Below are 12,121 nucleotides of genomic sequence, written 5' to 3' on the forward strand. Positions count from 1 at the left end.
CATCCGGCCTGCCGCGTTAAGGCTGGTTTACCTGGCAGGGGCGACTGAAAGCCAGGAAGCCTGCCCAACCTTGTTTAGGCGGCCGGCTGACGGCCGACCTCGAAGCTGACCTCCCGCTCCTTGCCTTCACGCCAAACGGTCAGGGTCGTCTTGGTGCCCGGTGCGAAGACTGCGATCTTCTTGGAGAGATCGCGGGCGTCGGCAACCTTCTCGCCATTGACGGCGATGATCGTGTCACCACGCTTGATGCCTGCCTTCGCGGCGGGACCATTGGCCTGCGCCTCGGCGATCAGGGCGCCACGCGGCTCCTTGAGACCAATCGCGTCAGCAACTTCGGCCGTGACCGGCTGGATCTGGACGCCAATGAAGCCGCGAGCGACAGAACCATCCTTCTTCAGCGAGGCGACGACGCTCTCGACGGTGGCAGCGGGAACGGCAAAGGCGATGCCGACATTGCCGCCCGACGGCGAGTAGATCGCGGTGTTGACGCCGACGACCTCACCCTTCTGGTTGAAGGTCGGGCCGCCCGAGTTACCGCGGTTCACCGCCGCGTCGATCTGCAGGAAGTCGTCATAGGGGCCGGAGCCAATATCGCGGCCCTGAGCCGAGACGATGCCCGCGGTCACAGTTCCGCCGAGGCCGAAGGGATTGCCGACAGCGAGCACCCAGTCGCCGATGCGGGGCTTGCCCTTGGCGAGCTGGACGAAGGGATAGTTGCCTTCCTCAGTGACCTTCAGCAATGCGATATCGGTCCGCGGATCGGTGCCGATGACCTTGGCCGCAAGCGTCTTGCCGGAATCGGTGACGAGCTGGACCTCGGTCGCGTTCTGGACGACGTGGTTATTGGTCACGACATAGCCGTCCTGGCTGACGAAGAAGCCCGAACCCTGCGACATGCCCTGACGCGGCTGCGGCTTGCCCTGGCGCGGGCCCTGGCCCTGGCCCTCTTCACCGAAACGGCGGAGGAAGCGCTCGAGCGGGTGGCCGGGCGGCAGACCTTCGATGCCGCTCTCGCCATCCTCAGCGGAGGCAGCAGCGACGCTGGTCTTGACGCGAACGGAAACGACAGCCGGCTTCACGTGATCGACCATGTCCGCGAAGGACGGAAGCTGGCTCTGGACGCCGGAGAGCTGGATCGGCTGGGCAATCGCGCTGTGGTTCTGCATGAGCGCGCCATCGGCGAGACCAGCGGCAAGGCCGATGCCCAGCGTGGCCGCACCAGCGATCAGGGCGCCGCGCTTGAGAATGGACTTGGAAGTGGTAGGGGTCGTCATGGTTTTACCTCTGCGACTGACGGCAGGGGCATTCCCTGCTTGGTGTCGTGACCATGACGGGTGGCGCCTTACCCCGTTTTCGCGCCGAGATGACGTTTTTGTAAGGTTGAGCGGGCCGATGCCTTAGTTGCCGTCCCGCCTGATCAGCGCGTCGACGCGGGCTTGTTCATCTTCGCTCAGAGGTCTCGTCTGCTGCCCGGCCGGGGCCCGCATCAGCCGGCTTCTCCGGCCGAGATAGGCAAGGCCGAAGGCAAGGATCAGGAACGGCGCGATCCACAGTGCAATAGTGCGGATATTGAGGGGAGGACTGAGCAGGACGAAATTGCCGTAGCGTGCGACGACGAAATCGCGCACGGCCTCATCCGTATCACCGGCCACCAGCCGCTCTCGCACGAGGATGCGCAGGTCGCGGGCAAGTGGCGCGTCGGAATCGTCGATCGACTGGTTCTGGCAGACGAGGCAGCGCAGGCCGCCGGAAATCTGGCGCGCCCGCTGCTCGAGCGGGGCGTTCGGCAGGACCTCGTCCGGCTGCACCGCCCTGACCGGGCTGGCGCAAAGCAGGCCGAGCATCAGCAAGGCAAGGACGCGACGCATGCGTTCACTCCGCCGGCTGGACGACGGCGCGCGTCGCGGCACGCCGCGGCACGGCGAGACGGAAGCGCCGGTCGGTCAGCGAAAGCGCTCCGCCGAAAGCCATGACGACGGCACCGATCCAGATCAGCAGGATGAGCGGCTTGTCATAGACCCTGACCGCGATTCCGCCGCCCTGCGGCTCGCCAAGGCTGACATAGACCTGGCTGAGGCCGTCGGTCCGAATGCCGGCCTCCGTCGTCGGCATGGCGCGCGCGGTGTAGATCCGCTTCATTGCCTCGACAGGTTTCAACTGCCTGTCGCCGGCAGAGACGCGGAAGCGCGCCACATCCTCGGTAAAGTTGGGGCCCTTGCGCGGCGTGACCGACTCCAGGACCACGGTATAGCGGCCGCTGGTCAGGCTTTCGCCCGGCTTCAGCACGCCGATTCCCTCCGCGCTCCATGCGGCAGCCGCGATACCGATCACGCTGAGGCCGACGCCGGCATGCGCGAAGGCCGTACCCCAGGCCGAACGCGGCAGGCCGACTGCGCGCGACAGCATCGCGGAGGCGCCGCTCGCCCGCCGCACCACGCGCTCGCCGATATCCCAGGCAGAACCTGCGATGAGGAAGACGCCAAGCCCGATGCCTAGCGGCGCCAGGACGGGGCCGCCGCGCATGATCGCGACGACTGCAAGCCCGGAGACGATTGCGAGCACGAGAGCCGCCGACATGCGTTGCGCCGCACCGAGCAGATCACCGCGCTTCCAGGCCAGCGTCTGGCCGATCGGCAGCAGCAGCAGCAGGGGCACGACCACGGGTACGAAGGTGGCGTTGAAGAACGGGGGGCCAACGGAAATCTTGTCGCCGGTCAGCATCTCCAGCACCAGCGGATAGAGCGTACCGATGAAAACGGTCGCGCAGGCGGTCGCGATGAAGAGATTGTTCACGACCAGCGCACCCTCCCGCGAGATCGGGGCGAAGAGGCCGCCCTGCCGCAGCAGCGGCGCGCGCCAGGCGAAGAGCGCCAGCGAGCCGCCGACGAAGAACACGAGGATCGCGAGGATGAAGAGGCCTCTGCCGGGATCACTGGCGAAGGAATGCACCGAGGTCAGGACGCCGGAGCGAACGATGAAGGTGCCGAGCAGCGAGAGCGAGAAGGTCAGGATCGCGAGCAGGATCGTCCAGACCTTCAGCGCATCGCGCTTCTCCATCACCACGGTGGAGTGAATCAGCGCCGTGCCGGCCAGCCAGGGCATCAGCGAGGCGTTCTCGACCGGGTCCCAGAACCACCAGCCGCCCCAGCCAAGCTCGTAATAGGCCCAGTAGGACCCCATCGCGATGCCGAGCGTCAGGAAGACCCAGGCCAGGAGAGTCCACGGCCTGACAGCGCGCGCCCAGACGGCATCGATACGCCCGTCGATCAGGGCGGCGACCGCGAAGGCATAGGTGATGGAGAAGCCGACATAGCCGACATAGAGCAGCGGCGGGTGGATCGCGAGGCCGAGATCCTGAAGGATCGGGTTGAGGTCCTGGCCCTCGCCCGGCGCCGGATCGAGCCGCCGGAACGGGTTCGAGGTCAGCAGCACGAAAGCCAGGAAGGCAACCGTGACGAAACCCTGCGCCGCCAGTGTTCCGGCCCTGAGACGCGTGGGCAGAGACCGGCGCGACACGGCGACCAGCGCTCCAAACAGTGTCAGGATAAGAACCCAGAGCAGCATGGAGCCTTCGTGATTGCCCCAGGTCGACGTCACCTTGTAGATCAGCGGCTGGGCCGAATGCGAATTGGCGACGACGTTCTCGACCGAAAAATCGGAGCGCACATAGGACACGACGAGCGCAAGGAAGGAGAAGGCGACCAGCAGGAAACAGGTCACCGCCGCCGTCGGGCCGACGGCAGCCAGGGCCGCATCCCGCCGCGAGACGCCCCAGAGTGGGACGAGCGCCTGGACGACGGCGACACCCAGCGCCAGCGCGAGCGCGAAATGTCCGATCTCGACGATCATCCTGCCCTCACTGCTGCGGCTTCTGCGCACCGGCGTCGCCGGGCTGCCAATGGCCTTGCTTCTTCAGTGCGTCCGCGACCTCGCGCGGCATATAGGTTTCGTCATGCTTGGCGAGAACCGAATCCGCACGGAACCGGCCTGCCGCCTCAAGCACGCCTTCCGTCACGACGCCCTGCCCTTCGCGGAAGAGATCCGGCAGGAGTCCATCATAGCTCACCTGGACAGTGGTCTTGCTGTCGGTAATGGCGAAAGTCACGCGCTGGCCAGGCCCGCGAGACACGGACCCCGTCTCGACGAGGCCGCCGAGCCGCATGCGCGTGCCGGGCTGCAGCCCCTTCTCGGTGATTTCCGTCGGCCCGTAGAAGAAGACGATCGAATCGCGCATGGCGAAGAGCACGAGGCCGGCAGCAAGGCACAGGACCGCGCCTGCCGCTCCGATCAGGGCCAAGCGACGTTGCTTGCGGCTCATCCCGCGGCGCGGCGTCACGATCCGCGACGGTTCTGTAGCGGTCATGGCGCGGGCTCCCGCAATCCGAGTTCTCCGGCCAGGGCATCAAGCTGGCCAAGCGCTGCACCATCGTCGGCAAAGCGCTGGCGGGCCGCGATGATCGCCTCTCGCGCTGCCGGCTTGTCGCCGAGCACGACCTGCGAACGGATCAGGCGCGTCCATTCGGCGAAGGTGCCGCCGCCCATCTTGAGGCGCTCGGCAAGACCATCGACCATGCCCCGGATCGCGAGCTGCTGCTCGCCCGGCGGCAAGGCCGCGATCGAGGCACCGGTGGACGGTGCGGCCTCCAGCCCCTCCAGGCGCAGGCGCACCGTCCCGACCCAGGTCGCGTCAGCGGGAGCGTCAGCGAGCAGAGCGCGCAGATCGACAATCGCGCCGGCACTGTCGCCGTCCTGCTCCTTGGCAATCGCCAGGAAGAAGCGGGCCCGAGCATTACCGCCGTCGAGCTTGACCGCTTCGGTCAGCGGCTGGCGCGCTTCAGCCGTCACCACGCCGCCTGCGGCAAGCGCACGCGCCTCGCCAAGGCCGGCCAGCAATTCGGCATTGGCTCCGCCATGCTCCAGCGCCGCCGCAAAGGCCCGCGCCGCCTCGTCGTAACGACCCTGGCGCAAATAGACCGGCGCCACGACGGCCCAGCCCCGCGCGTCGCCGGGGTTGGCCGCCAGATGAGCCTCGATGCGGCTGACCGCGAGCGCAAAATCCTGAGAGGGGTCCGATTTCAGCCGCGCCGAGAGCGGCTGGTCCGGTCGCTCGGGCGAGCCCTGAGCGCCGTAGAGCAGAAGGGCAAAGAGCGGCACGCAGGACAGCGCGATCGCCGAGGCTGCACGACGGCGACGCAGCGCGGGTTCGCTGTCTCCCGTGGGAACGGCCTCCCCGTCCGCCGCACGCAAGAGCCTGCGCCCGGCCTCGGCGCGCGCAGCGTCCGCCTCGGTGCCGCCGATCAGCCCGCGGCCAAAATCGCGGTCGATCTCGGCGAGCTGGGAGCGATAGAGGCTCTTTGCGTCGGTGACCTCGGCAAACGCGTTCGCGTCTCCGCGCCCAAGGGGCCAGAGCAAGGCGAAAACCGCCGCCGCCGTCATTGCCGCAAAGATGATCCAGATCAGCATGTCGCGTTCATAGCCAATCGCTGACGCCGTATCATGTCTGCCGATGGCGACAAAGGGTCACGTCGGCACCGTCAGACCGAAGGAAGCAGCAGGCGCGCCCGCAGGCCGCCGAGGCGGGAGCGCTCGAGCGTGACCTCGCCGCCATAGAGCTTGGCGAGATCGACCACGATCGAGAGCCCGAGGCCGGAGCCCGGCGTCGTCTCGTCGAGCCTGCGACCACGCTTGAGCACGTCGAGCAGGGCCTCGGACGGGAGCCCGGGACCATCATCGTCGATCAGCAACGCGATCCGCCCCTCTTCGGCTTCGGGAGCCAGGCTCACCTCGACCGTCGAGCGCGCCCATTTGAACGCGTTGTCGAGCAGATTGCCGAGCATTTCCTCCAGATCCTGCCGCTCGCCGCGAAAGCGGACATGGGGCGGGACGTGGTGCATGCCTGTGATGCCGCGCCCCTGCGAGATCTTGGCGAAGGTGCGGATCAGGGCGTCGAGCGAGGGTGCAACCTCGGTGACGCTGCCGAGCGCGCCGGAGAGTGCGGCCGCCCGCGCGCGGTCGAGATAGTACTGCACCTGGTCGCGCATGATCGCCGCCTGGTTGCGCACAGTCTGCGGCAGATGCGGGTCGCTTGCCTCGGCTTCGTTCAGCATCACGCTGAGCGGCGTCTTCAGGGCGTGGGCGAGATTTCCGACCTGGGTCCGGGCCCGTTCCAGGATTTCGCGGTTGGCGTCGATGAGCTGATTGAGTTCGCCAGCCAGTGGCGCAAGATCAGGCGGGTATTTTCCGGCGATCCGGGCGGCCTCGCCGGTTCGCACCGAGCCGACCGCTGTCCCAAGCCTGACGAGGGGGCGCAGGCCGAAGCGAACCTGGATCAGGGTCGAGGCGACGAGCGCGAGCCCGAGCAGCAGGAAGGTCAATGTCAGCGCCAGGCGGAAATCACGGATGTCGCCCTCGATCTCGTCGGCAGGCGCCGCGACGCCGACGATGAAGCGTCCATCCTCGCCGACATCGATCTCGCGCTCGATGATGCGCAGACCTCTCTCGTCCGGACCCGAGACATAGCTCTCACGCAAGCCGCGCGCGTTCGGCGTCAGCTGCTGGTCGAGAAGCTTCGGCAACTGCCCGCCGACAAGAGAGCGCGAGGTGCGCACCACGGGCTTTTCGCCGTCGAGCCTGACGATCTGCCAGTACCAGCCCGATAGCGGCAGATCGAAACGCGGCTCGCCGAGATCGCCGATCGCCTGGCGTTCGGTTTCCGGCGGCGCAGCGAGATCCGCGACCAGCTCCTTGATGTAGACGCTGAGCCGCTCGTCGAAGCCACGTTCGGCCGAGCGGCGGTAGAATGTCGTCAGGCCGAAGCCGGCGAGCGCCAGCACCAGCGCGCAGCACACTGCCGCCGACAGGAAAAGGCGAGCGCCGAGCGAATAGCGGTGCGATTTGCCCGGCATGGAGCGTCGTCAGACCTTGGCAGGCGCGGCGGCGATGTAGCCAAGCCCACGAACGGTCTCGATGATCTCGACGCCGAGCTTCTTGCGGAGACGGCCGACGAAAACCTCGATGGTGTTGGAGTCCCGGTCGAAATCCTGATCGTAGAGATGCTCGACCAGTTCGGTACGCGAGACGACACGACCTTGATGATGCATCAGATAGGCAAGCAGCCGGTATTCGTGCGAGGTGAGCTTGACCGGATTGCCGTCGACGACGACCCGGCTGGCGCGTGTGTCGAGCCGCACCGGGCCGCAGGTGAGCTCCGAGGTGGCATGGCCGGCCGCACGGCGCAGCAGCGCCCGGACGCGGGCCAGCAGCTCCTCGATATGGAACGGCTTGACGACATAGTCGTCGGCGCCCGCATCGAAGCCCGAGACCTTGTCGCTCCAGCGATCCCGTGCGGTCAGGATCAGCACCGGCATGGTCTTTTCGGCCCGGCGCCAGCCCTGGAGCACAGTCACGCCATCGACCTTCGGCAGGCCGAGATCGAGGATCACTGCGTCATAGGGTTCGGTCTCTCCGAGATAGAGGCCCTCCTCGCCGTCGAACGCCTTGTCGACGGCATAGCCGGCATTCTCCAGCGCGGTCACGATCTGGCGATTGAGGTCCTTGTCGTCCTCGACGACGAGCAGTCTCACGTCGGCTCACTCCTGTCTTGATGTCCCGAGGCCGGATGCCTTCGCCTGAAGGCTGCCGCTCAGCGAATGGTTGAGACCTTGCCGGACTGGCCCTCGAGCGTCACCCGGGCCACGCGACCGTCGCGCTTCAACGTCGTTACAACATAGACGAAATCATCGCCCTGGCGACACAGCCTGATACGGACGACCTCGCCCGGCGCGGCGTTGCGCGCATGCCTGGAGGCCTGGGCTGGCTGGATCACCCGCCCATCCGACACCGCCTCGCGCATCTCGTCTGCCGACAGGCAGGAGATGGGCTCCTGGCTGTCGATTGTGACAATCGGGAGGGGCTGGGCAAGCAGTGTCAGGGCGAAGATCGTTTCGACGGGCATCATCGACATTCGCTAATCCCGAGCAACTGAACACGCCATGAATGGGCGGCTCGCGTATCGTCAGGATATGCCAGTGCACCGCCAGCCGTCCACGCCATTCCTGTCCCTTGCCCACAACCTTGCGGATCTGTGCGTGGGCGATCTCAATCTCGGTTTGCAGACGTCCGTCTCACGGAGTCCTGCATTTCCGCGCCCCGCCAGCCGCACGCGCCGCTGGCTGGCCTGACGAACAAGCCCCTCCAGCGTCAGCCGTCGGTTCCGATTACAGGTTCAATTATGCGATCCGACGCGCTATCGCTCCCAGCTCACGATGAGAGGAGATCCGATGAGCGTCAGAGGTTCGATTGGCCCTGGCGGGCTCGCGCTCGCAGCGCTTCTGGCGGCAACGCCTGCCCTGGCCGTGCTCGGCGGACGCGACGGCGGGCCTTCGGCCGCGTCGACGCTGATGGTTCTCAATGCGCGCGGCGGCGTCTGCAGCGGGATCGTCCTGTCACCGCGAACGATCCTGACCGCGGCCCATTGCGCCGATGGCGGCGTCGAGCTGCGCATCCACTGGAAGGACGGCAGCGGCGAACCGGTGCTGATCGCTCCTGCCACGGTCTCGTTCCATCCCGGCTTCGATGCGAAGGCGATCACGGCGCGGCGCCGCTCGATTGATCTCGCCCTGGTGCGCCTGTCCGCACCGCTGCCGTCGCGCTTCTCGCCCGCCGCCTTGATCGACGGCGGCCTGCCGCGCGCCGGTTCGGAGATCACCCTTGCAGGCTATGGGGTCTCCCGGGAGGGAGAGGCCCGCACCACCGGCACCTACCGCTCCGCCACTCTGGCGACGGTCGAGCCCTATGGCCCAGGCAAGATCCTGCTCTGGGCGGCAGATCCTGCTGGTGCGGGCAGTCGCCCCGGCGCCGGCGCCTGCCAGGGAGATTCCGGCGGCCCGATCTGGCAGGGCAGCGACGGCGTCATCGCCGTGACAAGCTGGTCCACTGGCCCGAAGGGCAGGAATTGTGGCCTGCTGAGCCAGGGCGTTCTCGTCGCGCCGCAGCGAAACTGGATCGACCGCACCTTGTCGCAATGGGGCGAGAGCGCATCCTGGACACCCGATCGCTGATCGAAACACTGGACTGGCTCGAAACAGGCCATAGAGTGGCAATGTGAATACGGCGGTTGCTTCATGATGTCTCGTGCTCCGATCCTTGCCCTTGCCGCAGCACTTTGCGCGGCGGCCTCCCCGGTAGCTGCCGTCGTCGGTGGCGCTCCTTCGCGAGGGGTCGATGGCCCGCGCGCATGGACGGTCAGGGTCGAGACCAGCCGCGGCGAGCTCTGTTCCGGCGCGGCGATCGCGCCTGAACTCGTCCTGACCGCGGCGCATTGCCTGATGGGCGGTGGGGCGGTCCGTGTGGTGAGCCTGGATCCGCGCTTTCGCGAGCGCAGCCACCCGGTGATCGGGGTCCTGCCGCATCCGAGCTTCGTTCCCGGCACCACGCCGCGCACCCAGCCCGGGACCGACCTCGCCGTTCTCAGGCTCGCCTCTCCCCTTCCCGCCGATATCGAACCGCTCTCGCTTGGCAGCGGTCTCTGGCAGGGCGAGACCGTGACGATGGCAGGCTATGGCCTCTCGTCCGAGAACAACAAGCGTACCGCGCGGCGGCTGCGCGAGACGCCGCTCGTCAATGCCGGAAACTACACGACGTCGAACACGGTGAAGGTCGCGGTCGACACGCAGGCGCTGGGCGAAACGCCTGGCGCGGGTGCCTGCCGTGGCGATTCCGGCGGCCCCGTCCTGCGCGGCTCGGCGGCCTCACGGGATCTGGTCGGCATCGTCAGCTGGTCGAGCGGCCCGCTGAATTCGCGCGTCAGGCGGATTTGCGGCGGTTTCACCGCCATTACGCCGATCAGTGAGCACCGCTCCTGGATCACCGAGGCCAGCGGCCGGCTTCTCGCGCTTGGCGAAGGCGGGCGCCAGGAGGCTCCGATCGCGCCGCGCGCCAGCTATAGCTGGTGGTTCAGCCGCTGAGCCGAACCCGACGGCTCAACGCGGAACCTCCGTCCGCTCCCGTCGGCAGGGCCGTGCGACGCGTGAGATGCACAACCCGGCCGGCGAAATCCGGCATCGCAGTGGTCTGGCGAGCCCGATAACGCCCGCACCGGACTGCAGAGGGCAGACCATCGGGAGGCGCGGCGGTTGAAGGAGACTCAGGTCTCCTCCTTCTCCACCCATTTGAACGTCGCGGACGGAACATATTGATCCATCCTTTCGAGCAGGGTCGCCGGCTCGGTATCCGTCATCGCCATGGCGCGGTGGTTCTGCTTCAGGAAGCCCGCCTCGACGGTGTTGTCGAGGAAGGTCGCGAGCGGATCGTAGAAGCCGCCGATATTCAGGAAGCCGAGCGGTTTCGTGTGAATGCCGAGTTGGCCCCAGGTCCAGATCTCGAAAATCTCCTCGAAGGTGCCGATGCCGCCCGGCATCGCGATGAAGCCGTCCGAGAGTTCAGCCATCCTCGCCTTGCGCGTGTGCATGGTGTCGACCACTTCGAGCCGGGTCAGCCCGTTATGGCCGATCTCCTTTTCGCGGAGCGCGCGCGGGATGATGCCGTGGACCTCGCCTCCGGCCGCGAGCGCCGCATTGGCAACGGTGCCCATGAGACCGACAGCGCCGCCGCCATAGACGAGCGTCAGCCCGCGCCTGGCGATCTCGGCGCCCATGGCCCGGGCGCCGGCGGCGTAGACCTCGTCATTGCCCGGGTTGGAGCCGCAAAAGATACAAACCGATTTCATGCGCCCAGCGCCTGCAGGATGCGGGCCCAGGAACGCTGGCCCTTGTGGAAGGAAGAGAGGTCGTATTTCTCGTTCGGCGAGTGGACGCGGTCATCATCAAGACCGAAGCCGACGAGCAGGGTGTCCATGCCGAGCGTGCGCTTGAAGTCCCCGGCGACCGGGATCGAGCCACCCGAGCCGATGGTCACCGCCTTGCGGCCCCATTCCTCGGTCAGCGCGGCCTGCGCCTTGAGCAGGGCCGGCGAATCGACGGGAACGGCAATCGCCGGCGAGGCACCGTGCGCAACGAACTCGGCCGTGACATCCGCCGGCAATCGCGCCCGCACGAAGGCCTGGAAGGCGGCCGCGATCTTCTGCGGGTCCTGCTTGCCGACGAGGCGGAAGGAGATCTTGGCCGAAGCCTTGGCCGCGATCACCGTCTTGGTGCCTTCGCCGATATAGCCGCCCCAGAGACCGTTGACGTCGCAGGTCGGGCGCGACTGGATCTGCTCGATCAGCATCCGGCCCTTCTCCCCGATCGAGTGCTTGAGGCCGATCCCCCCGAGGAATTCCGCTTCGGTCAGGCCGAGCGCCTGCCAATCCGCCTTCTGCTCGGCCGTCGGTTCCTCGACACCGTCATAGAAGCCGGGAATGGTGATCCGCCCGGTCTCGTCGTGGAGCGCCGCGACGATGCGCGACAGCACATGGATCGGATTGGCGGCGGCGCCACCGAACAGGCCCGAATGCAGGTCGCGGTCGGCGCAGGTGATCGTCACCTCCTGATAGACCAACCCGCGCAGCGAAGCGGTGATGGCCGGCGTTTCCCGATCCCACATGCCGGTGTCGCAGATCAGCGCGACATCGGCCTTCAGCTCCTCGGCATGCGCCGCGACGAAGGGCGGCAGATTGGGAGAGCCGGATTCCTCCTCGCCCTCCACCAGGATAGTGATGCCGACCGGCAGATCGCCGGTTTCCTTCAGCGTCGCCCGCAAGGCCTCGATGAAGGTCATCACCTGGCCCTTGTCGTCACAGGCGCCGCGCCCCGTGATGACCTTGCGGCCGGGCGCGATCTCCTTGACCACGGGCTTGAACGGGTCGCTTTCCCACAGGTTCAACGGATCGACCGGCTGGACGTCGTAATGGCCATAGAACAGCACATGCGGCGCGCCGGGCTTCGGCCGATGCCCGACGACGATCGGCTGGCCGGGCGTCTCGCGCAGCGAGGCCTTGAAGCCGAGCGATTCGAGATCGTCCCGCAGCCATTCCGCGGCGCGGCGGCTATCGGCGGCATAGGCCGGATCGGTGGCGATCGACGGAATCGCGATCCACGACGCCAGCCGGGCCAGCGAGGCATCCAGTTCGGCATCGAGGCGGGAGAGAATCGCAGGAAGCTTGGGCATGTCGCTCGATCTCACT

The 12,121-nt window shown here is 67.1% G+C and carries 12 protein-coding genes; 2 read left to right on the forward strand and 10 right to left on the reverse strand.

Annotation, left to right across the window (positions count from 1 at the left end):
- Positions 1-74: 74 nt before the first annotated feature.
- From BIWAKO_RS02890 to BIWAKO_RS02925, 8 genes are all read right to left on the reverse strand, one after another.
- The gene (locus tag BIWAKO_RS02890) at positions 75-1,274 is read right to left on the reverse strand and encodes a S1C family serine protease (protein ID WP_069877263.1); all 1,200 of its coding nucleotides are present in this window, start codon (positions 1,272-1,274) and stop codon (positions 75-77) included.
- Between the two features lie 123 nt (positions 1,275-1,397).
- Positions 1,398-1,868: a cytochrome c-type biogenesis protein gene (locus BIWAKO_RS02895; RefSeq protein ID WP_069877264.1), complete on the reverse strand. Its 471-nt coding sequence runs from the start codon at positions 1,866-1,868 to the stop codon at positions 1,398-1,400.
- Between the two features lie 4 nt (positions 1,869-1,872).
- Positions 1,873-3,849 (reverse strand): heme lyase CcmF/NrfE family subunit, encoded by a 1,977-nt coding sequence (locus BIWAKO_RS02900; protein ID WP_069882111.1) that lies wholly within the window; start codon positions 3,847-3,849, stop codon positions 1,873-1,875.
- Between the two features lie 7 nt (positions 3,850-3,856).
- The gene (gene ccmE / locus BIWAKO_RS02905) at positions 3,857-4,318 is read right to left on the reverse strand and encodes a cytochrome c maturation protein CcmE (protein ID WP_069882112.1); all 462 of its coding nucleotides are present in this window, start codon (positions 4,316-4,318) and stop codon (positions 3,857-3,859) included.
- A gap of 41 nt (positions 4,319-4,359) precedes the next feature.
- Complete coding sequence (gene ccmI / locus BIWAKO_RS02910) at positions 4,360-5,463, reverse strand: c-type cytochrome biogenesis protein CcmI (protein WP_069877265.1); 1,104 nt, start codon at positions 5,461-5,463, stop codon at positions 4,360-4,362.
- A 71-nt stretch (positions 5,464-5,534) separates the two neighbouring features.
- A complete protein-coding gene (locus tag BIWAKO_RS02915; RefSeq protein WP_069877266.1) occupies positions 5,535-6,905 on the reverse strand; it encodes an ATP-binding protein in 1,371 nt (456 codons plus the stop codon).
- Positions 6,906-6,914: 9 nt separating this feature from the next.
- Positions 6,915-7,583 (reverse strand): response regulator transcription factor, encoded by a 669-nt coding sequence (locus BIWAKO_RS02920; RefSeq protein ID WP_043241156.1) that lies wholly within the window; start codon positions 7,581-7,583, stop codon positions 6,915-6,917.
- 59 nt (positions 7,584-7,642) lie between these two features.
- Positions 7,643-7,963, reverse strand: a complete 321-nt coding sequence (locus tag BIWAKO_RS02925) for a PepSY domain-containing protein (RefSeq protein ID WP_069877267.1) — start codon at positions 7,961-7,963, stop codon at positions 7,643-7,645.
- A 316-nt stretch (positions 7,964-8,279) separates the two neighbouring features.
- Here BIWAKO_RS02925 and BIWAKO_RS02930 point away from each other — a divergent pair, with 316 nt between their 5' ends.
- Entirely contained in the window at positions 8,280-9,059 is a 780-nt protein-coding gene (locus tag BIWAKO_RS02930) for a S1 family peptidase (RefSeq protein WP_244523345.1), read from the forward strand.
- A 63-nt stretch (positions 9,060-9,122) separates the two neighbouring features.
- Positions 9,123-9,965 carry a S1 family peptidase gene (locus tag BIWAKO_RS02935; protein ID WP_069877269.1) on the forward strand — a complete coding sequence of 281 codons (843 nt, stop codon included), beginning with the start codon at positions 9,123-9,125 and terminating at the stop codon, positions 9,963-9,965.
- A 179-nt stretch (positions 9,966-10,144) separates the two neighbouring features.
- Here BIWAKO_RS02935 and BIWAKO_RS02940 read toward each other — a convergent pair whose 3' ends face one another.
- Entirely contained in the window at positions 10,145-10,726 is a 582-nt protein-coding gene (locus tag BIWAKO_RS02940; RefSeq protein WP_069877270.1) for an LOG family protein, read from the reverse strand.
- Positions 10,723-12,105: a dipeptidase gene (locus BIWAKO_RS02945; protein ID WP_069877271.1), complete on the reverse strand. Its 1,383-nt coding sequence runs from the start codon at positions 12,103-12,105 to the stop codon at positions 10,723-10,725. The genes BIWAKO_RS02940 and BIWAKO_RS02945 overlap by 4 nt, the downstream gene beginning before the upstream one ends.
- Positions 12,106-12,121 lie beyond the last annotated feature (16 nt).

Source organism: Bosea sp. BIWAKO-01 (assembly GCF_001748145.1).
Classification (GTDB): domain Bacteria; phylum Pseudomonadota; class Alphaproteobacteria; order Rhizobiales; family Beijerinckiaceae; genus Allobosea.

Coding starts and splice junctions, on each gene's coding strand:
- BIWAKO_RS02890 (WP_069877263.1), bottom strand. CDS start 1,274: ATGACGACCCCTACCACTTCCAAGTCCATTCTCAAGCGCGGCGCCCTG.
- BIWAKO_RS02895 (WP_069877264.1), bottom strand. CDS start 1,868: ATGCGTCGCGTCCTTGCCTTGCTGATGCTCGGCCTGCTTTGCGCCAGC.
- BIWAKO_RS02900 (WP_069882111.1), bottom strand. CDS start 3,849: ATGATCGTCGAGATCGGACATTTCGCGCTCGCGCTGGCGCTGGGTGTC.
- ccmE (WP_069882112.1), bottom strand. CDS start 4,318: ATGAGCCGCAAGCAACGTCGCTTGGCCCTGATCGGAGCGGCAGGCGCG.
- ccmI (WP_069877265.1), bottom strand. CDS start 5,463: ATGCTGATCTGGATCATCTTTGCGGCAATGACGGCGGCGGCGGTTTTC.
- BIWAKO_RS02915 (WP_069877266.1), bottom strand. CDS start 6,905: ATGCCGGGCAAATCGCACCGCTATTCGCTCGGCGCTCGCCTTTTCCTG.
- BIWAKO_RS02925 (WP_069877267.1), bottom strand. CDS start 7,963: ATGTCGATGATGCCCGTCGAAACGATCTTCGCCCTGACACTGCTTGCC.
- BIWAKO_RS02930 (WP_244523345.1), top strand. CDS start 8,280: ATGAGCGTCAGAGGTTCGATTGGCCCTGGCGGGCTCGCGCTCGCAGCG.
- BIWAKO_RS02935 (WP_069877269.1), top strand. CDS start 9,123: ATGATGTCTCGTGCTCCGATCCTTGCCCTTGCCGCAGCACTTTGCGCG.
- BIWAKO_RS02940 (WP_069877270.1), bottom strand. CDS start 10,726: ATGAAATCGGTTTGTATCTTTTGCGGCTCCAACCCGGGCAATGACGAG.
- BIWAKO_RS02945 (WP_069877271.1), bottom strand. CDS start 12,105: ATGCCCAAGCTTCCTGCGATTCTCTCCCGCCTCGATGCCGAACTGGAT.